Origin of the sequence: Herpetosiphon gulosus, from assembly GCF_039545135.1 — a bacterium.
GTDB lineage: Bacteria > Chloroflexota > Chloroflexia > Chloroflexales > Herpetosiphonaceae > Herpetosiphon > Herpetosiphon gulosus.
Genome location: NZ_BAABRU010000022.1, coordinates 42,755 through 63,904, shown reverse-complemented (window position 1 = coordinate 63,904; position 21,150 = coordinate 42,755). Strand labels below are relative to the sequence as shown.

At 51.5% G+C, this 21,150-nt stretch carries 21 protein-coding genes and 1 pseudogene; 12 read left to right on the top strand and 10 right to left on the bottom strand.

Features of this window, described 5'->3' with window-relative positions:
• The 7 genes and pseudogenes from ABEB26_RS22480 to ABEB26_RS22450 form a co-directional block, all read right to left on the bottom strand.
• Positions 1 to 1,279 (bottom strand): annotated as a pseudogene (locus ABEB26_RS22480) (hypothetical protein); the annotation flags it as partial.
• Between the two features lie 3 nt (positions 1,280 to 1,282).
• Positions 1,283 to 3,433, bottom strand: a complete 2,151-nt coding sequence (locus tag ABEB26_RS22475) for a hypothetical protein (protein ID WP_345724331.1) — start codon at positions 3,431 to 3,433, stop codon at positions 1,283 to 1,285.
• Positions 3,434 to 3,880, bottom strand: a complete 447-nt coding sequence (locus ABEB26_RS22470; protein ID WP_345724330.1) for a hypothetical protein — start codon at positions 3,878 to 3,880, stop codon at positions 3,434 to 3,436. It lies immediately after the preceding gene.
• Between the two features lie 30 nt (positions 3,881 to 3,910).
• Positions 3,911 to 4,612 (bottom strand): DUF7948 domain-containing protein, encoded by a 702-nt coding sequence (locus ABEB26_RS22465; RefSeq protein ID WP_345724329.1) that lies wholly within the window; start codon positions 4,610 to 4,612, stop codon positions 3,911 to 3,913.
• Positions 4,613 to 4,745: 133 nt separating this feature from the next.
• Positions 4,746 to 4,952: a hypothetical protein gene (locus ABEB26_RS22460; RefSeq protein ID WP_345724328.1), complete on the bottom strand. Its 207-nt coding sequence runs from the start codon at positions 4,950 to 4,952 to the stop codon at positions 4,746 to 4,748.
• On the bottom strand, positions 4,942 to 5,277 hold the full coding sequence (locus ABEB26_RS22455; RefSeq protein ID WP_345724327.1) for a hypothetical protein: 336 nt from the start codon (positions 5,275 to 5,277) through the stop codon (positions 4,942 to 4,944). The genes ABEB26_RS22460 and ABEB26_RS22455 overlap by 11 nt, the downstream gene beginning before the upstream one ends.
• A gap of 177 nt (positions 5,278 to 5,454) precedes the next feature.
• Positions 5,455 to 6,884, bottom strand: a protein-coding gene (locus tag ABEB26_RS22450) for an IS3 family transposase (protein WP_486348326.1) whose coding sequence is annotated in 2 segments (ribosomal slippage) — positions 5,455 to 6,524 and positions 6,524 to 6,884 — 1,431 coding nt in all. Because the reading frame shifts where the segments join, the coding sequence is not laid out codon by codon here.
• Between the two features lie 141 nt (positions 6,885 to 7,025).
• Between ABEB26_RS22450 and ABEB26_RS22445 the strand changes: the two genes are divergently transcribed.
• The gene (locus ABEB26_RS22445) at positions 7,026 to 7,553 is read left to right on the top strand and encodes a protease complex subunit PrcB family protein (protein ID WP_345724326.1); all 528 of its coding nucleotides are present in this window, start codon (positions 7,026 to 7,028) and stop codon (positions 7,551 to 7,553) included.
• 140 nt (positions 7,554 to 7,693) lie between these two features.
• Here the strand turns inward: ABEB26_RS22445 and ABEB26_RS22440 are convergent, their stop codons facing one another.
• Positions 7,694 to 7,960 carry a PIN domain-containing protein gene (locus ABEB26_RS22440; RefSeq protein WP_345724325.1) on the bottom strand — a complete coding sequence of 89 codons (267 nt, stop codon included), beginning with the start codon at positions 7,958 to 7,960 and terminating at the stop codon, positions 7,694 to 7,696.
• 231 nt (positions 7,961 to 8,191) lie between these two features.
• Here ABEB26_RS22440 and ABEB26_RS22435 point away from each other — a divergent pair, with 231 nt between their 5' ends.
• The 11 genes from ABEB26_RS22435 (at position 8,192) to ABEB26_RS22385 (ending at position 19,048) form a co-directional block, all read left to right on the top strand.
• Positions 8,192 to 8,614 (top strand): hypothetical protein, encoded by a 423-nt coding sequence (locus ABEB26_RS22435; protein ID WP_345724323.1) that lies wholly within the window; start codon positions 8,192 to 8,194, stop codon positions 8,612 to 8,614.
• Between the two features lie 5 nt (positions 8,615 to 8,619).
• Positions 8,620 to 10,800 carry a peptidase domain-containing ABC transporter gene (locus tag ABEB26_RS22430; RefSeq protein ID WP_345724322.1) on the top strand — a complete coding sequence of 727 codons (2,181 nt, stop codon included), beginning with the start codon at positions 8,620 to 8,622 and terminating at the stop codon, positions 10,798 to 10,800.
• A gap of 73 nt (positions 10,801 to 10,873) precedes the next feature.
• The gene (locus ABEB26_RS22425) at positions 10,874 to 11,041 is read left to right on the top strand and encodes a hypothetical protein (protein ID WP_345724321.1); all 168 of its coding nucleotides are present in this window, start codon (positions 10,874 to 10,876) and stop codon (positions 11,039 to 11,041) included.
• Positions 11,042 to 11,078: 37 nt separating this feature from the next.
• On the top strand, positions 11,079 to 11,267 hold the full coding sequence (locus tag ABEB26_RS22420; protein ID WP_345724320.1) for a hypothetical protein: 189 nt from the start codon (positions 11,079 to 11,081) through the stop codon (positions 11,265 to 11,267).
• 34 nt (positions 11,268 to 11,301) lie between these two features.
• Positions 11,302 to 11,463 (top strand): hypothetical protein, encoded by a 162-nt coding sequence (locus tag ABEB26_RS22415; protein WP_345724319.1) that lies wholly within the window; start codon positions 11,302 to 11,304, stop codon positions 11,461 to 11,463.
• Between the two features lie 34 nt (positions 11,464 to 11,497).
• Positions 11,498 to 11,665: a hypothetical protein gene (locus ABEB26_RS22410; protein ID WP_345724318.1), complete on the top strand. Its 168-nt coding sequence runs from the start codon at positions 11,498 to 11,500 to the stop codon at positions 11,663 to 11,665.
• Positions 11,666 to 11,667: 2 nt separating this feature from the next.
• Complete coding sequence (locus tag ABEB26_RS22405; protein ID WP_345724317.1) at positions 11,668 to 11,826, top strand: hypothetical protein; 159 nt, start codon at positions 11,668 to 11,670, stop codon at positions 11,824 to 11,826.
• Between the two features lie 257 nt (positions 11,827 to 12,083).
• Entirely contained in the window at positions 12,084 to 15,332 is a 3,249-nt protein-coding gene (locus tag ABEB26_RS22400; RefSeq protein WP_345724316.1) for a type 2 lanthipeptide synthetase LanM family protein, read from the top strand.
• The gene (locus ABEB26_RS22395) at positions 15,319 to 16,200 is read left to right on the top strand and encodes a GNAT family N-acetyltransferase (protein ID WP_345724315.1); all 882 of its coding nucleotides are present in this window, start codon (positions 15,319 to 15,321) and stop codon (positions 16,198 to 16,200) included. The genes ABEB26_RS22400 and ABEB26_RS22395 overlap by 14 nt, the downstream gene beginning before the upstream one ends.
• A gap of 138 nt (positions 16,201 to 16,338) precedes the next feature.
• Positions 16,339 to 16,539, top strand: coding sequence for a hypothetical protein (locus ABEB26_RS22390; RefSeq protein WP_345724314.1), 201 nt, complete (start codon positions 16,339 to 16,341; stop codon positions 16,537 to 16,539).
• Positions 16,540 to 16,573: 34 nt separating this feature from the next.
• Positions 16,574 to 19,048: a tetratricopeptide repeat protein gene (locus ABEB26_RS22385; protein ID WP_345724313.1), complete on the top strand. Its 2,475-nt coding sequence runs from the start codon at positions 16,574 to 16,576 to the stop codon at positions 19,046 to 19,048.
• Positions 19,049 to 19,095: 47 nt separating this feature from the next.
• Here ABEB26_RS22385 and sbnB read toward each other — a convergent pair whose 3' ends face one another.
• Positions 19,096 to 20,094: a 2,3-diaminopropionate biosynthesis protein SbnB gene (gene sbnB / locus ABEB26_RS22380; RefSeq protein WP_345724312.1), complete on the bottom strand. Its 999-nt coding sequence runs from the start codon at positions 20,092 to 20,094 to the stop codon at positions 19,096 to 19,098.
• A gap of 30 nt (positions 20,095 to 20,124) precedes the next feature.
• The gene (sbnA, locus tag ABEB26_RS22375) at positions 20,125 to 21,147 is read right to left on the bottom strand and encodes a 2,3-diaminopropionate biosynthesis protein SbnA (protein WP_345724311.1); all 1,023 of its coding nucleotides are present in this window, start codon (positions 21,145 to 21,147) and stop codon (positions 20,125 to 20,127) included.
• Positions 21,148 to 21,150 lie beyond the last annotated feature (3 nt).

The following is a 21,150-nucleotide window of genomic DNA, read 5'->3' as shown; positions in this document are numbered from 1 at the left end:
CGCCAACTAAGAGTGACTGAATCATCGTGTCATTGGCATTCAAGGCGGTGGCATCGCCCACGACAAACAACGCGATTTTGGCCGTGCTGGGCGTGCTGGTGCTGCCAGTGCTGGTTGGGGTCGCAGGCACGGGCGTGATACTGGCGGGAATGCCGGTCGCAGTTGCCGTCGCGGTATCAACGACGGTGAAATCGAGCGTGAAGCTGCCGCCTTGTGTTCCCGTCGCATTCGCGCCGCTAAATGCCGTTACCACCAGTTGATGCTGGCCTGCGCTAGGAGTCCAGGCGGCATAATCTGTGCCCGTGTTGCCCTGTAAGGCATAGGGTGCACCACCCTCAATCCGATACGGCGCACCGTCGAGGCTGAAGCGCACACTGCCGACTGTGGCTGGGCTGGTGTTAGCGCGAATGTTGAGTCGCCGCGTGCCCAAGGCCACAAAATCGAGGACAGTTGGCGTGTCCATCGGATCAAAGCCGATAAGTGGTTGGTCAGTATCAGCATCAAATAAGGTGAGCGAAGTCACCGTAATCCCTCCAGCCGGGGTTGGCGTGGCAACGGTTGGTTCGCTGGTGCTGGTTGGGGTGGCAGTGACCGGAATCGGTGTGCCATTGGGATCGAGCCATTGGCGCGTTTCAAGGTTGAAACGAAACGGGAGACCAGTATCAGACTGAAGATCAATCAGCGGATAGGCTACTGCCGTAAGATTTAACACACCAGTAACTTGTGGGGCAAGGTATGTCTGGATATCTCGCTCGGAACGATCACTTTCAGGATAGACGACAACATACATTGATCCAGGGGAATCATCATATTCTTTGCCAGCTCCAACACGAACTCGAATTGAATTGTTCTGTATCCGTGTTGTCCAACAACTCGTCGTGACAAATGTGGGATCTCCTTCCAAGGGTTCGCAGTCTGCCCCTAAAATAATTCCTATGGGTAATACATCGATTGGGTCTGGTTCATAGGTTATAGCCGGCCCCATTGGATCTGCGGTGGGCAACGATTGCATAGTTGCTTCAAAATGAGTTACGGCCAAATCATGGGCGGCCTCTGCGGTAATTCGTATAACCGCATCGGGGTGAGGCGTACCAGTCACCCAAGCAAAGGGGTCTTCAAAGGTCGCGGTTGGTAACGATCCTGAAAGCGGTTGCTGAGATGTTACCGATGGGCTGATCTCGACAGCCGGCACTACTGCAGACCGCCCACAGCCAGCCAAAATACTTACAACCAACCCGAGAGATAGTAATTGTTTCGCATAGTCTTTGTTGCATTTCATAGCTCAATATCCCCAATCAATATCAGTTAACCATGGCAACTCGCCACGCGTAATTTGGTTATAGCGTGGTTGGACACCGCTTGGGAAGCCCTCGATGAATGAGGGTATCGTCATTTCACGCGGCAATACTGTACCGGACGGGAAGCATGCCCCACGAAAAAAGTGGTTTTCCGCAGAATCGGGTGGCGCGTACAAGCCATCACTCGCTGGATTCACCCGTGGCCGACACGCTGTGGTGCTAGCAATTGAAACTTCTAGTCCTGCATCTAATGGTGCAAGCACAAAATCACTTGGCAAGGTAAAATTTGCTGGTACCAGATAATCACTCACGAGCGTTCGATGCAATACATCATGAAACATCAGCCATGCCTGATCAGGTGGCAGATTTTGCATTAACGACTTAGGATCAGTCGGATCAACCGCATAATAATCTACGGTATATTCAGGCCAAAATCGCCGATCCTGCCCAATAGCTACCCACGTAATCCCTGAAGACTGGGCTTGCGACATAACCCCATCAAAGCGAACCGCGGCATAGTTTAATTTGGCAAACCAGCGAAATTGATACCATTCCTTGTCATAGGGGAGATAGTAGGCTTGCGGAATGATCTTGCGTTTCCCCGTGGTACTCGTCAATAACGCATAGCGCTGTTCAAGATTGGCGTTGGGGATGAGGCTCCCATCATTCCCTAACCATGTGGTCGTTGTTCGTGGTGCACCATCAAGGCTACTAAACATATAAAGCGAAATATCGGGGTCACTTTCATCCTCAAAGGCATCAAGCCATGCATAGGTTGGTGTGCGACTGGTGAGGCTATCCTCCTGTTGATACGGCGGCTGCCCATCCACATCCACATTCCACCAAGCTGGCTCAGCATCAAAAGCTCCTGCAACCCGTACCCCAGCATAGCTATTACTCTGAATATAGTCACGCAGCCGATTAACCATCTGCGCCCATGCACGTGCATGATTTGTTGTCATGCCAGGATTAAGGCGTGGCACAACACCACCTAAAGGCGAATTACTCGATCCAACGCCAATCACGAGTTTGGCGTTGGGTATGGGCAGGTTCGGCTCTGCTGGAATCTGTATTTCACCAGCAAACTCAGTATTACAGAGTTGATAGCTTATATAACCATCAATGTAATCTTGAACTGATGTTTCAATATCTGCAATACTGGCGGGCGGAGGCTGATCTTCTAGAGGAGGAGGAAGCAAGCCAGCCCCATAGGTTGGATTGCCTTGGTTATCCAATGGGGGTATAGTGTTTTCTGGGCCACGCGGTGATCCATAGGTGAGAATCACCAATCCCTGCTCGCCGCGCATACGAGCTAAACAACCCTGCTTGCGATTATAGCGTGGAGCTATGCGGCCCTGATAATAGCTTGTCGTAAAATCAGGAATATTCGGGAGAACGGGCTTAAAAACGGTCGCATGGCCAATAAATCCGACACCATTAGACCCGACCGATTGCATTCCAGTCACTACCGCATCCCCAGCCGCCTCGATCAGATCGATAATCCATTGCTCATAGTTTGATGAACCCTGCAATTCGTGTTGCTCAAGCACCGTCCCATCGCTATGGAGTGTGATCAAAAAGCCGCGTTGGACACCAAAAGTGCGCGTCGCGCTACTCAGACCATTGGTGATTCCACCAACAAGCACCTGTCCCGTACTGAAGACGGTCAGGGTATTGGCAAAGGTTGCGCTATAGGCGCTATTGATCGGGACTTCATCGCTCAATCGCCGGAGGATGGGCAGCGCTCCAGCGGGTGTAATCGCGACAACCCATAAACGAACTGCTTCATGGTCTGCCACATTGGTCACCGATTCATGCAAGGCGACCCATACGTTGCCCATGCTATCGATGGCGAGCGGGCCGCCAATCCATGCCGTACTGCTGCCACTGGCAACACGCTCATAGACGATCTGCCAAGCCGTCCCGGTCCAGCGACTGACACCCGCACTCCATGGGTTACTCAACCCACCACTGGTCACGGTTGAGCGCGAGAAACTGCCATAGAGTACGCCGCTGCTTGTGACGGCGAGATGGGTATAGGCGACGAGCGCGGTGGTGGTCGCGGTATGGGTCGTTGCGCTGGGCGTAATTGTGCTTACAAACCCATTGTCGCTTGGTAGGCTGCGCCAAGTCATCTACACCTGTTCGCTACTGGGATGGGCCACCAGATCAGTGATCAGGCCATTCGCGCCACTCTCGACCAGCGGGACACTTGTGGACGTAGCAAAGCGCACGATTTGGACAGGCTGCGGGTCACTGGAATCGTAGGCACCGATGCCGACCACGATCATGCCGCCTGCGGTCACCGCCACCCGTGCCACTGTCCCGCTTGACCCAAGCAAGGTCGATGCAAGCGGTGTTTGGCCGTCGCTGCCAATGCGCCACAGCACCGCCCCACTATCGCCTGCTCCGGCCAGATAATACTGACCATTGGGATGCCGCGCGAGGTTGCTCACTGTGCGCAACCCAGCCCCAAATACCCGATTAATCGTCAAACTGGGGTCAAGCACTAAGGGCTGGCTGCGGTCGTATGCCCCAACTGTGAAGCCCACCGTGCCATCGGCTGCGAGCTGAAACGCCACGGGCACAAACACCCGATCGTCGCCCAGGTCTTACCAAGCGATCGGAGCGCTTTCGGTGATGATGGTCGTGGCATTGATTTGGATGACCAACGAGCCATCATTGGAGATTTGCACGCTATCGGCATCAGGATAGCGCCAGCCAATCTGGTTCGGATCGGCTCCTGCGGCCACGAGATAGCTACTTTTGAGCGTCGCCGAGGGTGTGACGGTATAGTGCAAATCAATCTGGGGATAAATGGTGCGGGCCTGAATCTGTTGATATTGCGGTACATCGCTGCGCCAGCGGCTTGAATCAGGACTGCGATAATCCGAGACCGTCGTGACGAGTGGCAGGCTCGATTCCCACGCGGCTGGCGACGAGGCTCCCACCAACTCCATGGTCAAGGTGATTGGCTCAAGACTGCTGGTCAGTGGCGAGGAGAGCCGCAATTGCCAGCCCGACGGCAGCACCTGAAGGATGCCACCTGCCAACGCAGTTTCGTAGACAATATCGTTTGCTAACTGGCCGTGATTGGGCACAAAGCCCGTGCTATTCAGGACGACCGTTGGGGAGGGTGTCTCCGCACTGGTGGTTGCCAGTGCTGACGAAGCGACGGCTTCATTGGGGAAGGGTGCAGCCGCAACGTCGGGGATAGATCCGGTAGGAACTGCCAACCAACTGAGGTTACTTATCACGATTCCACACAGCAAAAAACGCCGCAGGGGCTGCGACCAACGCGATCGGTCTCTCATGAGGGGATGTCCTCCATCAACACTCAACGAATCATGGCTATCCTAGCACACCATCTCTCGACGCGTCAATCATGGCTGGAACCGCTATCAAACTGACGATTCATGATCGACCTCCGGCTCCTTCCGCGCTTATTTAGCCCTCCCCATAGGCATTCAGGCCGAGTTGATCGACCCGTTCCGCCAATTCGGCCATCGTTGGTTGGGTGTAGCGACTGGTAGTATTCAGATCCGTGTGGCCAAGCAGGCGTGCGAGCCCGATCAAATCGCCAGGATGGGTCGCAAGGTAGCGGCGGGCAAACGTATGACCAGGGTTTTGCGCTTCAGCAGCGTTATTGCACATCTAGACATGGACGCGGCGGTGGTGCGCTCAGAAAGACGAGCCGCCGTCCATCGGGCAGGTAGGGGGCATGCTGGGCTACCCGCGCACAGAGGTCGGCGAGATCGCGGTTGAGTTGGTGATCATTGAACGGACGCAGGGTGACACGCAGGGTTGTCGCATCAGCCGTGATCTGCCCTTTCAACGCGAAAAAGGCGTGCAGCCGCCGCCATGTTGCCTGCCGATAATGGGGCGGAAAATACTGATCCCGCACGGCCATCCCCAGATTGGCGATGGCCACTTTGAACACCGTCATGACCTGATCTTTGCGATCATCCAAGGCATACATCGGCCGCTCTTGGGCTATCAGATCCTCCAGTGCCCGTCCGATCTGCCGTTGTTCTTGGCAATAGCGCTTGATTTTTGCATCTTCCGTGTCGCGTTCCCGTTCGGCCCGCCACAGCGGAATGTGTCAAGCACGATGAAACAGATGACAACGGAGTAAACGGGCGATTAAAGAAGGTGGTTATTCGCGCAATGGGGACTCCATCAACGGATCAGCTGGCCCGCCTGGGCGGTTAATCCACACGGCCTCCGGCACACGCGGTGGGCGCGGTGTTCCCCGCACAAAGCGTTCCGGGTGGGTCGCATAGGCCGTCGCCAGCACCTGCTGCCGTGCCGTCGTCATGGCGGTGGCCTGCCCACGATGCACCACCGCTGGTGGCAGCAAGCCAATCCCACTGTGGCAATGGTCGTGGTTGTACCAGGGCACAAACGCCCGCATCCACGCCCGTGCATCGATGAGACTGCCAAACCGATCGGGAAAATCAGGCCGATATTTGGTGGTCTTGAACTGCGCTTCGGAGTACGGATTGTCGTTCGAGACATGCGGGCGACTATGGGTTTTGGTCACGCCCAAATCCGCCAGCAACTGGGCGACGGGCTTGGCGGTCATGGCACTGCCATTGTCGGCGTGCAACGTCAGCTGGTTCGGCTGAATGCCCTCGCGGTGATAGGTTTCGGCGATACACTGCTCGGCCAAGGCCGCCGATTCGCGCTCCATCACCATCCAGCCCACAATGCAACGACTGAACACATCCAGAATCACATAGGCATAGAAATACGACCAGGTGGTTGGGCCTTTGAATTTGGTGATATCCCAACTCCAGAGCTGGTTTGGCCCCGTGGCCAACAATTCCGGCGCGGCATAGGTCGGATGGCGCAGCTGGTTGCGGCGTTCACGAACTTCGCGATGGGCGGCCAAGATCCGGTACATCGTGCGCCAATGGCACAGGTACGTTCCCTCGTCGAGCAAGGTGGCGTAGATCTGGCGTGGCGTACAGTCGGCAAAGCGGTCACTGTTGAGCACCGTGCGAACGTGGGCGACCTCATCGGGCGTGAGCGCACGGGCGGGCCGACGACGCGGAGCCGCCGTAGGAGCGGGATGGGCGGCACGATAGACGGCGCTGCGCGGGACACCGAGTGACTGACATGCAGCGGCAATGCCCACGGTCGGAGCCAGATCAGCCACCGCCGTGATTAATCCTGTGCGTCGGTCGGCGGCACTGGAAGCGTGATGCCCAACAGGGTTGCAAGCTTTTTTTGCACATCGATGATCACCTCGGCTTGGGCCAGTTTGGCCTGGAGCCGCTGGTTTTCGCGGCGGAGGCGGGCGAGTTCGGCGGTCTGGCGCTGGGCTTCGGGCGTGGGTGCGGCTTTGCGTTTGGGCGTGAGCGCGGCCAGTTCACCCTCGGCGCGTTGTCGTCGCCAGCGGGCGAGGTGCGAGGAGTAAATCCCTTCACGGCGCAGCAAGGCTCCGAGTTCGCCGGGGGCACAGGCATCGGCAGCGGCCAGAATGCGCAGGCGGTCGCGGGCACTCCAGTGGGTGCGGGCGGCTTTGGACCGCACTTCGGGGTCATGGGTCGATTGGTCGGGCGTTGATTTTTTGCTGGCCATGAGAACTCCTTGCGGCCCTCGACTTAAGATTGATACACCAGATCTGTCTCACCCATGGTAGCACAGAGGGGTGTCTATGATCAAACTCCTTTTCTTCCGTATAAAATCTTCCTTCCCTATAGTCGTAAATAGGAGTATTCCATGACACGATCATTACTTCTCCTGCTTTGTGCAAGCATCATATTGGTTGGATGTGGCGCATCTCATCCAGCAGAAACACCGATTCCCATAACGACGGTTATCGATTTTAGTAGCTGGGAGGGAGAATTTACTGGGCAGTATCGGGAACCAACGCCGATGTGTCTTTTAGAGCTATCAGAGCAACGCGATAACCACCTAACGGCAATGGTCAACCCAACGGTTCGCAACCACATTCAACAATCGCAACAACCCCAAACCGTTATGGTTGCATGTTTTCTCGGTCTTCGACAAGCTGGTGGCGCATCACTGTCGATTCAATCGATCACCATCAACGAAGCGATGATCCAAATCTATGCAACTGTTTCACTCCCACAGCCACATGAGTTTGCAGAAAGTGGGACACACTCTCCCGTTTCAGTGGTTCGGCTTGATCAAAGCGCTATTCCACGGAACATCCCCTTAACACTACGGCTTATCAACGCAACAACAAAGCAAGAACTCGCGAACAACAGCGTCATTCGCCCCTAACCATGTTCGTCAAGGATACTTGGTTGCCCTCCATCCTGTGTTGTGAGGCAATCAAGTATCTTTTTTCTTGCGATGAATAGACTCATTATTAATATTTTTTAATGCTAGCGTATATTTTTCCCGAAATCGTACACTGATACCTAATCACAGCGCACCGTGGGCAGGGAGACCACCGCCTGCATCCGCTGAAAATCGCTATCCATCGAGACCAGCGTGAGTTGATATTGGAGGGCAATCGCGGCAATCCAGAGATCGTTTTCCGAGAAGCCCCGCTGGTGCAGCGCAGTATGGCGTTGTTTCGCTTTTTCCTTTGGGCCAAAGTGTTGCAAGACAGCGGCTTTGAGGCTGCCATAGGTATGGGCCGTGATGCAGTGACGAAATTCATTCGGTTGCCTTGGAAAAATCAACTGAAATATCTCATGAATGACAAACACACTCAGTCAGCCAATCCGTAGCCTAGGGGATTGGCTCACTCTCTTAACGTTTGACAGGTAATGATCACAAAAGACAAAATCCGCTATTGGAATGGCCAGCGTTGTATCGTTGCAAACCGCTTGGTTGGATCACTGTTGTATCGCTCCAGTAGCTGTTCCAAGCAGTCGGATTTCGGTATGCTTAGAATAGTTACTGGAGTTGTGATGAAACCAACATTTTATCGCCAAGAAGCCCTGGAAGTCTATCTCAAACAACAAACCATGATCAACCCACTTTCCATCGATGAAAGCCGCCCACGCTATTGGTTATGGCTCTTGATTTGCGGGTTGGGATTCGGACTAAGCTGGTTGTTGCTCCAACCACAACCACAACAACCTAATACCAGCGCTAGCATAATCAATCAACAGCAAATTCGCTATCAAACTAAACAACCAGTCATTATTGCTCAAACAATGACTGTTTATGTCAATCAGATAAGCGTTTCAGCAACGGTTGTGCAAATTATCCCTAATCAGAATGAAACCACGGTTGTCTTACAGCTAACCACTTTTATTCAACCAAACGATCAACTGGTTATTTATGAAGATAGCCAAACCTTGGGCAGCTTATTGATCAATAGTTGGTAGGGCGTATGATTTTTACCAAGCCAAACACTAGCAACCTGCTTAAACGCTATACTCAACGCCGTAAAGTGCCAGTTTTATTGCAAATGAGCCAAATTGAGTGTGGTGCTGCCTGTTTAGCAATGCTCTTAACTTATTATGGCCATGAAATGAGTGTCGCTGAATGTCGTGAGCGTTGCGGGGTTGGCCGTGATGGAATTAGCGCCAAAACCTTGGCTCAGGCGGCTCGTAGCTATCAGTTTGAGGTCAAAGCATTTTCATTTACTTATGAATCACTACTAGCATTACGTCAACCAATTATTATCCACTGGAATTTCAATCATTTTGTGGTGCTCGAACGAACAACCGAAGCCTACGCCGAAATTGTTGACCCAAATTTTGGACGACGGCGAATTGATAAAGCCGAATTCCTAACGGCATTCACTGGTGTTAGTTTGGTAATGCAGCCAAGTGTCAACTTTCAACGCCGCAAGATTCGTCGCGAAACGATCTTACAAAATTATCTCCAGCTTCTGATCCAGCATAAAACGCTCTTTTTTCAATTGATTCTCACATCGATTTTGTTGCAAGTTGGTGGTTTGGTTGTGCCGTTATTCACCAAAATGGTGATCGATACGGTTATTCCACAGGCGCTGATAACTGGAATGACGCTAATCGCCCTAGCAATTATGTGTTTTATCGTCATGCAGGGCGTTATTCAATTATTACGCCAGCAATTAACCATTTATCTGCAAACCAAGCTTGATTTGCAAATTATGCAACGTTTTTTTCGCCATCTCTTAGCTTTGCCGTTTGTCTTTTTTGAGCAGCGCAGTAGTGGCGATTTATTGATGCGCTTGAACAGTAATACAATCATGCGCGAACTCATTACCAGCCAAGTGTTGACGCTAATTCTCGATGGCAGCTTGGTGCTTGGCTATTTTATGCTGATTTGGTGGCAAAGTAGCCTTTTAGCTGCAATTGTGCTTGGCTTTGCCTTGATCGAAATTGGGTTGGTACTGCTAGCTCAATCGCGCTTGCGCGAAATTATCAACCAAGATCTTGATGCCCAAGCCAAGGCCCAAGGATTTTTGGTCGAGGCGCTGAACGGCATGACGACAATCAAGGCCAGCGGTATCGAACAACAAGTATTCGATCAATGGTCGCCGCGCTTTACCAACCAATTGGTTTGGTCGCTGCGGCGCTCGCGGGCTAGTGCCGTGATCGATACCGCGATCAATAGTATTCATATGAGTGCGGTGTTGGGCCTCTTGTGGTTTGGCACACAATTGGTGCTCAATCAGCAATTGAGCACGGGCACACTATTAGCATTGTTGGGGATAGCTGGGGCATTCTTTGCGCCGCTGGCCATGCTTATTCGTACCGTTCAAAATATTCAATTGGCCAACCTCTATTTTCAGCGAATTGCCGATGTGTTGCATAGCAAGGTTGAGCAGCCAAACAAGCCGACACCGAGTGCGGCCATGACTGCTGGCCAGATCGAACTACGCGATGTGTCGTTTTGCTATAGCACCCATAGCCCAATTGTGCTCAAGAATATTCAACTTACCATCAAGTCAGGCCAGAAAGTTGCCTTAGTTGGTAAAACTGGTTCGGGCAAAAGCACCTTGGCAAAACTGCTTTTGGGCATGTATCAGCCAAGCAGTGGCGCAATCTACTACGATAATCAACCGACTGAAGCATTTGATCTGGCAGCATTACGCCAGCAATTTGGGGTAGTGTTGCAAGATACTTTTCTCTTCAGCGGCTCGATTCGCCAAAATATTACGCTTCAGCGCAATGATCTTGAACTTGCCCAGGTTATCGAGGCCTGCCAGCAGGCAGCCATTGCCAGTGATATTGAGGCCATGCCAATGGGCTTAGAAACGATTTTGGCCGAAGGTGGCAGCAGCCTTTCAGGCGGACAACGTCAGCGCTTAGCCTTAGCCCGAGCATTGGTTCATCAACCCAGTGTGTTATTGCTCGATGAAGCCACTAGCCACCTTGATGTTGCCACCGAAGCCGAGGTTGATCGCAATCTCAATCGCTTGGCCTGTACACGGATCGTGATTGCCCATCGCCTGAGTACGATCGTCAACGCCGACTTAATTGTTGTTCTCCGTGATGGCCAAATTATCGAACAAGGCCGTCACACTGAGTTGCTGGCCCAAGCGGGCTATTATGCCCAACTTATTCAGCAACAAACCTAAATTTGGGCATTCCTGGCAATTCAATTCTGCCAGTGCCATAGAAATCATCATGCTAGTGCAAAGGAAACCACCCATGATCGACCAAAACACCATTGTTGGCAGCCTCGAACTGAGCGACGAAGAGTTGGAAATTGTCAGTGCTGGTAAGGAAAAGAAGAGCTACTCGTGCACCGTTTCACGCGGCGATGGTGCTTGCACCTGCACCTGTAGCGCTAGCGCTGCCCCAACCTCAAACGCCTAATCCTTCAATTGGCATTATTTTTCAAAGGAGCGATTCCATGCTGAATATTGATTTGAACGCCGTTGTTGGCAGCCTCGAACTGAGCGACGAAGAACTCGAAGTCGTCAGTGCTGGTAAGGAAAAGAAAAGCTACTCATGTACCGTTTCACGCGGCGATGGCGCTTGTACCTGCACCTGTGGTTCATCTCCAACTCCACCAGCAACCCCACACGCCAGCATCGGCTAATTGGTTGATTTTGTAAGCTATTCAGGAGCATTACATGAATAATTTGAACATTGATTTGAACGCCGTTGTTGGCAGCCTCGAACTGAGTGACGAAGAACTCGAAGTCGTCAGTGCTGGTAAGGAAAAGAAGAGCTACTCATGCACCGTTTCACGCGGCGATGGCGCTTGTACCTGTAGCTGCACTAGCGACAGCTAGACTGGCCTCTTTGTGATGGAAGGAAGGACTTCGCATGCAACAGTTTGATCTCAATACGATTGTTGGTAGCCTTGAGCTAAGCGACGAAGAACTCGAAGTCGTCAGTGCTGGTAAAGAAAAGAAGAGCTACTCATGCACCGTTTCACGCGGCGATGGCGCTTGTGAATGCACCTGTCAGTCAACTAATGCAGTGAGTGCTTAATCATGCAAACCATTAATTATGAATTGATTATTGGCAGTGTTGAGTTAAGCGATGAAGAACTCGAAGTGGTCAGCGCTGGTGCTGCAGCCAAAAGCTATTCGTGCACCATCTCACGCTCTGATAAAGAATGTGAATGCACCTGCCCACCACGCGAAAACTAGGAGCAACAACCATGCAGTGTTTTGGGAAATCTCTCAGTGGTTCAGCCACGGGAATGGCTGGAGCGATGAACTCCGACATCCATTGCTCCAACCAGCACTTACGCGGGCTTCCCAATCCAACAACCCTGCATCGGCTTGAATCTGCTTCGCATCGGCTGGATCACTAGCATTATACCGAACAACGGCTCATATTCGCAATCCGTTGCGCTGAGCCGTTGTTGCCAAATTGGTATTACCCAAAGCCTGGGGAGATCTTAATGACAACACAAAAGCAGCTTGGTTGGGGTGCAACGCTCCCCTTGGCAATTCGTAGGATGCACGCTGCACAATGCTCCGATGAACCCTTGAATGCTGCCAATCAGCGCCGTTTTGAGCGCTGGCAGGCGCAAACACCCTTCCAAGATGGCGATTGGTTTGCCCAACGACTCGCCCAGAACCAGCTTACACCTGAGCAATTGCAGCAGTTTTTACAAACGCCTGCCCAGCAATTTGAAGCAGACCAAGCACAACCCGACTGGGTTGAGCTATTTGAAACTGTCTATCGCAACCCCTTACCGCAGGCGCTGCCCTATTCGACCAAGCTTTTGCAACACCCCATGCATGGTTTGCTCTATCTGGTTGAGCCATTGTTAGCTTATGCGGTTCAGCAATTACACCAACAACTCAACAGCATCCAACCGCGCCAAGCCTTTTTGCAACCCGATCAATGGGTTACGCTTTGGTTTGAGTCGTTAGCCCAACGCTGTATGTGGATGATTAGTCGGGTCACAGTGCTTGAGTTGCATCTTGCTCGCGTCCAAGCGCAATTAAGCGGCACAACCCCCGAAGAACGCTATCATGATTTTGTCCAACAATTACGTGATCGCCAACGGGCACAGCACTTGTTACAAGCCTATCCGGTCTTAATTCAGCAATTGTGCTTAACCATTCAGCGCTGGCACGCCAATAGCACGACCATTTTTGAACGCTTGAATCACGATTGGCCAGCGTTACAACAGCTTTTTCCGGTGCTCCAGCAAACGGATGGGTTGATTGGTCTTCAAGCGGGCGCTGGCGATGTGCATGCTGGCGGCCAAAGTGTTGTGATTTTGAGCTTCGCAAATGCCAAGCTCGTCTATAAACCACGATCATTGGCAATCGACCAAGCCTTTCAAGAATTGTTGCACTGGGTCAATCAACACTCGTCGATGCTGCCCTTGCGCTTGCTCAAGGTATTGGATCGCCACCACTATGGCTGGTCGGAATGGGTTGATCATGCCATGCTCAGCGATTCGGCGGCGATTGAACGCTTTTATCAGCGCCAAGGGATCTATTTGGCGTTGTTGTATGTGCTGAATGCCTCAGATTTTCACCACGAAAATATTATTGCTGCTGGTGAAGACCCAATGTTTATCGATTTGGAATCGCTGTGTGGCCCACAGGTGCATAGCGATAATCAGCTTGAAAACGTCTTTATGGCCAACCAAGTCTTGACCAACTCGGTCTTGCGGGTCAGTTTACTGCCGGAGCGGTTTCAGGCACGCGCAGGCAAAACTGGCATCGATATTAGTGGCTTGGGCACGCGTGATGGTCAAACCAGTATGGATAAAATGCCCCTGTGGGTTGAAGCCGGCACCGATACCATGCGCATGACTAAGCAGCCAGTCAGCCTTTCTGGCAGCCAGCATAGCCCAATTGCCACTGTCAGTGCTGAACAAATTGGCAGTTACCTCAATTGTGTGGTGAGTGGCTTTGAGGCCATGTATGATTTCTTATTGCAGCACCAAGCCGAATTGCAAGCTGATACTAGCCCACTCGCGAAACTGTATGGGTGCACGATTCGGGTGATTGCTCGCCACACCGCCTACTATACGAAAATCTATCAAGAAAGCTTTCATCCCGATGTTCTGCGCGATGCGCTTGATCGCGATTGGCTGTTTGATCGGCTGTGGTTTGAGGTGAAATACAATCAGCGGTTGGTCGAGTTGATTCCGTATGAGCATCGCGACTTATGGCAGGGCGATATTCCGCTATTTACCACTTCGGTTGATTCATGCGACCTGTGGAGCAGCGATGGCCAACGGATTGCCGATTATTTACCACGTTCCGGCAAAATGATGGTGCTTGAGCGCTTGCATCAATTAAGTTCCAACGATCTAGCCAATCAAGTGCGGCTGATTAGCTTCTCGTTTGCGACCATGAGCGCCTCGCTTCACAACAGCTATCGTTCAAATGAGCGCTATCTGTTACCAACTAACGTGCAACCAAGCCATGCCGATTGGTTGCTGGCAGCCTGCGGCGTTGGCGACGAATTGCTGGCAACCGCCTTGCATAACGAGCATTCAATCACATGGATCGGCCTGACTCAACAGCTTGAACTGCAAATGGTCGGGCTGGATTTCTACGATGGCTTGCCTGGCATTATCTATTTCTTGGCCTATCTTGGGGCGATTAGCGGCGTTGAGCGCTACACCCAAGCGGCTGAACGCGCCCTCCAAACCCTCGAACTCTTGCTTGAACAACAACAAGCCACATTAACCGATGTTGGTGCCTTTGTGGGCTGGGGTGGTCTCAGTTATCTCTACTGGCATCTGGCTAGCCTTTGGCAAAAACCTGCATTATTGAACAAAGCCGAAACATGGTTGGCGCGAATACCCCAATTGCTGGTCAATGATACAACCTTTGATCTGATGGCGGGCGCGGCAGGCAGCTTATTAGTTGGCCTGCGTATCTACGCCCACACGCCAAGCTCCGAATTGTATGCAAGTTTGCTGGCTTGTGGCGACCATTTGCTTGCCAGCAGCCAAGCCGAGGCGATTGGCCGTTCGTGGCAAACCATCACCGATGCTGAACAACCAGCCTTGGGTGGTTTGGCCCATGGCACAGCGGGCATCGCTTGGGCCTTGATCGAACTTGCCCAATTAACCAACGATCAGCGCTACCGTGCGTGTGGTTTGCAAGCCTTAGCCTACGATAACAGCCTGTTTGTGGCCGAGCAGCAGAATTGGCGTGATATTCGCACCGCCAAAACCAAAGGCAATCAACAAACTGATGATCTGGTGCTGTGTATGGCGGCGTGGTGTCATGGAGCGAGCGGAATTGGCATTTCACGTCTAGGGATGGCGCAATGCCTTGATGATGCCACGATTGATCACGACCTACAACAGGCCTTGAGCACTACCCTCAAGCAAGGCTTTGGCATGAATCACTCGTTATGTCATGGCGATTTTGGCAATTTGGCCTTGATTCAAGCGGCAGCCAAGCATTATGCCGATCAACAATTGCAAGCCCAAGCCCAAACTCTTGCTAGCGAAATTTTTGCTAGCATTCAACGCGGTGGCTATCGCTGTGGCGTTCAATATGGTGCGCAGCCACCAGGCCTGATGACTGGAATCGCCGGGATTGGCTATGGGCTTTTGCAACAAGCAGCTCCAGCCTGTGTGCCATCGGTCACATTCTTGGAAGCACCGACCGTCTGTGCAACGACTGAGCCATTATTGGAGGTAATGGGCCATGATTCGGATTAGTCCAATTTCCCAAGCCGATTTGGCTGAATTTTTGCCGCTGACCTATCCACGCTATCGCGATTTGCTGGTGCAGCCGCAGCCGCAGATTGTGGCAATTGGAGCCTACAATCTGCAACAACAGGCAATTGGTTTAGCCTTGGCCAACCACCAGCAGCGTTCAGCCGACGTGCTTTCGCTATTTGTTGCGCCAGCCTATCGTCGCCAAGGCATTGGGCGGCAATTACTGAGTGCCTTGGAAACCAACCTCAGCCAACAGGCCTGCGCCCAAGTGCACCTGATTTATAGCCAAACCGATCAGCCAGCGCCGATACTTGGCTTGCTTAACCAGCAACAATGGCCAGCGCCCGAGGCTCGCATGCTGATCTTCAAACTTGATGTGGTGCGTATGGCGCAGGCTGGCTGGGTCCAGCGTAAATATCGCTTGCCCAAGGACAGCAGCATTGTAGCATGGCAAGATGCCGATCAAGCAGGATTAAATTGGCTAGCAAACCAACAAACTGCCAACTGGTTTCCCCCGGGCTTATCGCCATTTCAGCTTGAGCAGCCGTTTGATCCTGCGCATAGTTTTGTATTTTGTCAGGAGCAACAGATTTTGGGCTGGGTTATGACCCACTTAATCGATGCCCAAACCCGCGTCTATACTCAATTCTATGTCCACCCTGATCTGCGCCAAACGGGCATTGCCTTGGCTTTGCTGACAACCGCCCTGCGCCAACAAGCCACCCGCGCCGAACAATGGGGCATAGCCGCGATTCGCCATGACAGCGCCATGATGCGCAATTTTCTTGATCGTCACTTCGCTGACTATCTGGTTTCCTTACGTTCAACCTGGGGGACCAGCAAACTGCTGGCCCCTGCAGCCGATTGATTCAGCTTTTGTCTAATCGATGTCAAGATTTTGACAAAACGAAGCGTGTGCCGTACAGTTGGTGGCATTCCACATTTCAGCCTACATTCCACCACTTGTATGGATAGCTAGCAACATTCTGTTAATTTGGAGTACCCCATGACAGTGCTATCAAACCATGACGAGCAAGCAGCCCTCTTAGCGCAGTTGTTGGAGCATAACCCAGTTGGAACCTCTGAACTAAGCGATGATGATCTCGAACTGTGTGTTGGCGGAACAGCCTATGCCGGCAAACGCTCGCCTGGCTGTATTACGATGATGGGTGGAGAGTGTTGTGAGATCCAGCTCGATACCAAATAGCTAGCGAATAACCCATCACACCTAGGCACGATATATGAGTGAAAGCTTTGGTTACTGGCTTAAACACCGTCGTAAAGAGCTTAATTTTACCCAAGAATATTTAGCCGAGTTGGTAGGCTGTTCAACAATTACGATTCGCAAAATCGAGTCGAATGAACGGCGGCCCTCACGCCAGATTGCGGCGCGGATTGCCAAATTTTGCCAAGTAGAGGCCAATCGGGCCTTTGTTGATGCAGCTTGGACTGGGCAATCGCCTAGCCCAACTGATGGCGGATCGCCGCCTGAGCCAGCTCCATCAAACTTACTACCTCCATTTAGTTCAATCATTGGCCGCGATTCGGCGATTGAATCAATTTGTGTCCAATTTCAAGCCCAAAAAGCGCGTTTAGTAACCATTGTCGGCTCGCCTGGAGTTGGCAAAACGCGCTTGGCTCAAGCGATTGCCCAACGCTTGCTGAGCTATTTTAGCGATGGCGTTTTTTGGATTAGCCTCGATCCAATCGCCAATGCCAACCTTGTCCCGTCGTTAATTACACGGGTACTGGGCATTCACGAAAATCCCAATCAATCGATTGAAGAGAATATTTTTAACTGGCTTAAAAATCGGCATCTGCTGCTGATTCTCGATAATTGTGAGCATATTATTGATTTAAGCCAGTTTGTTAACCAACTTTTGAGCTATTGCCCTACGCTCTCAATTCTTGCAACCAGTCGCGAAGTTTTGCATTTGCGTTGGGAACAGCGGTTTCCGTTGCGTCCGCTGACAGTTCCAGTTCGTGGCATGCAGCTTGATCTGGCGCAGTTGGCCCAAATTCCGGCGATTGCGCTTTTTTTAGAGCGTAGTCGGGCGATTAATCCCCAAGCCGAGTTGAATGAATCGAATGCGCGGGCGATTAGCACGATTTGCATGCAGCTTGAGGGTTTGCCGCTCAGCATCGAATTAATTGCTGCTCGCAGTGCCATGCTCAGTCCACAAATGTTGGTACATCGACTGAATAATCAACTGAACGTGCTGACCCAAGGCTCACGCGATTTGCCCAACCGCCAACAAACCCTGCGCAATGCGATTCAATGGAGTATCGATCTGCTTGATAGTGCCGAGCAATTTCTGTTGGTGGCGCTGGCATTAGCTCCCGAGAGCTGTACCCTCCTGAGCCTTGAAGCACTGGCTGATTGCTATAGCCCATGGCCATGGTCAATTTTCGATGGCTTAACCAATTTGTTCGACAAAAGCCTGATTTGGATTCAGCAACAGCAAACTGATGAGCCACGCTTTGGCATGTTGCGGGTCTTGCGCGAATATGTGCTTGAGCAGCTTGCCGATCCAGCAACGATTCAGCGCCTACGGGCAAGTTTTGCAACCTATTATCTAAATATTGCCGAAACAATCTACCAAAAGATGCTCAACTCACGCACGAATAGCCTTTTTCAGGAGATCGCGGCTGAATATTACAATTTTCATACGGTGATTACCTGGTGTCTTGAGGAGCCATATGATCTCGAAAATGCGATTACGCTGATTGCGACATTGATCGATTTCTTGCATATCCATGGTTATCAGCGTGAGGGGATTGGCTGGTTGCAGCAGATTTTGGGGATCATCGAACAACAAACAGTTGCGCTTAGCCCAGCGATCCTCGCCGATGCCTATAACGCTCTAGGCTTTTTATGCTACCATCAGGGCAATATTAACCAAGCTCAACACTTCTTTGAGCGGGTGCTCGAACTGATTGGCGGCCAGACATCCTTTAAACATGCCCGAATTCTCTATAATTTAGGCTTAGTTAAAAAGAATAAGGGTGAGCTACTTCAAGCAGAAGCTGATTTGCATGCCAGCCTTGCAAGTTGGCGCACGCTTGGTTTGCAGCCAGGCGAAGCCTATTCGCTTTGGGGTTTGGGCAATTTAGCGCTCGATCAAGGCCACTATGCGCAAGCCCTAGCCTATCTGCAACAAAGCTTGGCCATTTGGCAAACGCTTGAATCGGCCCATGGTCAAGTGATGGTTTTAAATGATTGGGCTGAGTTAGCCTTGCTCCAAGCGAATCTTAGTTTAGCTGAACAATTGTTGGAGCAGATTAAAACAATCGTTGAAGCCAGCAATTATAAGTTGGTTAGTGCCCGTACTGCCCTGCTTGAGGGCAAATGCGCCATGCAACGCCAAGCATTTAGCCATGCCCAAACCTGCTTTGAAGAAGCCGAGGAAATTGCTCAAGAGCAGCAGGCTACTGCCCATTTATCGCGAATTTACCTTGAGCAGGCCAAGTTGGCCTTGCAGCAGGCGCAATACCACCAAGCCAGTTACCATGGCTATGAAAGTTTGCGGCTGGCAACCCTACTTGAACATCAGACCGGAATTGCCCATGCTCACCAATTGCTGGCCCAAGTCTATCAGCAACTGGCCAAACCCAGTCAAACCGAGCAACATTGGCAGGCTTGTGCGGCAATTTATCAGCAACTTGCCAACCCCTACTGGCTCAACGATTTAGCCCAGCTTGCACTCAACCAATAGAAACCGCCAAGCTCAAGCAAACCCTGAGCTTGGCTAAATCGACCAACTTAGCAGAAATCGTTGAGAGTTAAGCCAATATTGCGCTCCTGCGCTTGCCCCAAAACCCACTGCGCCAATGCTAAATCGAGCACGCCTAGGCCAAACGGGCTGAAGATCGTCGTTTGTTCAGGGTTTGGGCGGGCCGCAACTTGGCCATTGGTAATTTCGGCCAGATTGCAACGCACAAAATTGTGATGCCCCAAGGCTTGTTGGGCCAAATCGAGCGAGGTATTGGCTCGCAATACATGCTCACGATCATCAACCACATTATCACAAAACTCAATTAAGCGTGGGTTGAGATCGCGCAGCGATGTATGCAAAATGGTTGTGCCAGCAGCACACATGCTCAAATCATCAATATGCGGGTTAATTGCGGTAGTAGCCAAAGCGATTAAGCTGGTGCGGCGCAACACAGCCTCGATCGTTTCCGCAACCTGCACATTCAGCCCAAATTGATCGCTACAGGCCGCCTGAAAATGCTCAGCATGGGCTGGCTGGGTATCAAATATCACCACCTCACGAATGCTTGGAAACACTGCTCGCAAAAATCGCAAGGTTTCATGATTGATCACGCCACAGCCAACCAAGCCTACCCGCGTTTCTTGGGGATTAGAATGCAGATATTTTGCGGCCAAAGCCGCACTAGCAGCCGTGCGCTTGGCACTAATTTGCGCTCCTTCCATAAAAGCAATTGGCAAGCCAGTTTGCGGATCATTCAGGGTAATCGTGGCATTGGCACGTTGAATACCATAGCTCAGGTTGCCAGGAAACGAAGCGATCCATTTGATCCCAGCACTTGGTTGCGCACCACCAAGGTAGGCTGGCAGCGCAATAATTCGATTTAATGGATCATTCGGGAAGCGTAAAAAGCTTGAATGCGGCAAGGCACTTAATCCTGCCTGATGTGCCTCGTAGGCTGTTTGAACCAAATCAATCAGCGCCAATTCAGCGCCATCGAGAATTCGCCCAACTTCATGGCCTTTGAGTAGGGTTAATGATTGTTGCATTGTATTCCTCGTATTCCTCACAACGGCAGCTTAGCCGACAACATTTTCACGTTCGATGATCGGTTGCGGTTGATTAATCAACAGGCTTGGCAGATGTTGATCGATCCAGGCGTGGTTGAAGACTGTATCGAGATAGCGCTCACCGCGATCGCACAAAATCGCCACACAGGTGGCATTGGCTGGCAGGCTAGGCAACATCTGGGCGATTGCGCGAATTACGCCACCCGACGAGCCTCCAGCAAAAATCGCCTCTTGGTCGAGCAGGCTATGGCAGCCAGCCACACAATCGGCATCGGAAACATACACAACCCCAGTTGCTAGATCGGGCTGGAACAACTCGGGAATCCGTGATGCACCATGACCAGGAATCAAGCGCTGGCCGGGCTGACCACCAAAAATTACACTGCCCAGCGCATCAACCGCAATGACTTTGGTTGCTAAACCTTGATCGCGAATATATTCAGCACAACCGCGCAATGTGCCACAGCTGCTGGTTGCACAAAACAGATAATCGGGAGCATTCGGCAAACTTGTCAGAATTTCGCTCATCGTGGCATAATGCGCCATCGGATTATGTAAATTTGCATATTGATTACACCAAAAGCTGTTGGGAATGCTGGCTTGCAAGGCATGCACACGTTTAATCCGCGCCGTCAGTAAATCAGGATCAGGTTGGGTAATAATTTCAACCTCAGCTCCATAAGCGCGTAAAATTTGAATATTTTGGTTAGTTGTACGTGAATCAACAATACAAATAAAGCGTAACCCAAAATAGCGACAAACTTGTGCCAGCCCAATGCCTAAATTGCCCGAACTCGATTCGATAATTGTGGTGGCTTGGTCGATCTGGCCTGCAGCAAGCGCTTTGGTAATAATCGAACGTGCTACCCGATCTTTAACGCTGCCACCTGGATTAAACATCTCCAGTTTGGCAAAGAGTTGAATCGGATATTCAGCAAAGATCCGGCGCAAGGGAATTAAGGGTGTATTGCCAATCAGTTGAACAATCCCATCGTGTGAACGAGTTAATTTTGTGGTTTTGTGGGTTAACATCGC

What these genes read in the sequence shown, in the direction of transcription:
- ABEB26_RS22475 (WP_345724331.1), bottom strand. Translation starts at nt 3,433, where the DNA reads ATGACTTGGCGCAGCCTACCAAGCGACAATGGGTTTGTAAGCACAATT.
- ABEB26_RS22465 (WP_345724329.1), bottom strand. Translation starts at nt 4,612, where the DNA reads ATGAGAGACCGATCGCGTTGGTCGCAGCCCCTGCGGCGTTTTTTGCTG.
- ABEB26_RS22460 (WP_345724328.1), bottom strand. Translation starts at nt 4,952, where the DNA reads ATGTGCAATAACGCTGCTGAAGCGCAAAACCCTGGTCATACGTTTGCC.
- ABEB26_RS22455 (WP_345724327.1), bottom strand. Translation starts at nt 5,277, where the DNA reads ATGTATGCCTTGGATGATCGCAAAGATCAGGTCATGACGGTGTTCAAA.
- ABEB26_RS22445 (WP_345724326.1), top strand. Translation starts at nt 7,026, where the DNA reads ATGACACGATCATTACTTCTCCTGCTTTGTGCAAGCATCATATTGGTT.
- ABEB26_RS22435 (WP_345724323.1), top strand. Translation starts at nt 8,192, where the DNA reads ATGAAACCAACATTTTATCGCCAAGAAGCCCTGGAAGTCTATCTCAAA.
- ABEB26_RS22430 (WP_345724322.1), top strand. Translation starts at nt 8,620, where the DNA reads ATGATTTTTACCAAGCCAAACACTAGCAACCTGCTTAAACGCTATACT.
- ABEB26_RS22425 (WP_345724321.1), top strand. Translation starts at nt 10,874, where the DNA reads ATGATCGACCAAAACACCATTGTTGGCAGCCTCGAACTGAGCGACGAA.
- ABEB26_RS22420 (WP_345724320.1), top strand. Translation starts at nt 11,079, where the DNA reads ATGCTGAATATTGATTTGAACGCCGTTGTTGGCAGCCTCGAACTGAGC.
- ABEB26_RS22415 (WP_345724319.1), top strand. Translation starts at nt 11,302, where the DNA reads ATGAATAATTTGAACATTGATTTGAACGCCGTTGTTGGCAGCCTCGAA.
- ABEB26_RS22410 (WP_345724318.1), top strand. Translation starts at nt 11,498, where the DNA reads ATGCAACAGTTTGATCTCAATACGATTGTTGGTAGCCTTGAGCTAAGC.
- ABEB26_RS22405 (WP_345724317.1), top strand. Translation starts at nt 11,668, where the DNA reads ATGCAAACCATTAATTATGAATTGATTATTGGCAGTGTTGAGTTAAGC.
- ABEB26_RS22400 (WP_345724316.1), top strand. Translation starts at nt 12,084, where the DNA reads ATGACAACACAAAAGCAGCTTGGTTGGGGTGCAACGCTCCCCTTGGCA.
- ABEB26_RS22395 (WP_345724315.1), top strand. Translation starts at nt 15,319, where the DNA reads ATGATTCGGATTAGTCCAATTTCCCAAGCCGATTTGGCTGAATTTTTG.
- ABEB26_RS22390 (WP_345724314.1), top strand. Translation starts at nt 16,339, where the DNA reads ATGACAGTGCTATCAAACCATGACGAGCAAGCAGCCCTCTTAGCGCAG.
- ABEB26_RS22385 (WP_345724313.1), top strand. Translation starts at nt 16,574, where the DNA reads ATGAGTGAAAGCTTTGGTTACTGGCTTAAACACCGTCGTAAAGAGCTT.
- sbnB (WP_345724312.1), bottom strand. Translation starts at nt 20,094, where the DNA reads ATGCAACAATCATTAACCCTACTCAAAGGCCATGAAGTTGGGCGAATT.
- sbnA (WP_345724311.1), bottom strand. Translation starts at nt 21,147, where the DNA reads ATGTTAACCCACAAAACCACAAAATTAACTCGTTCACACGATGGGATT.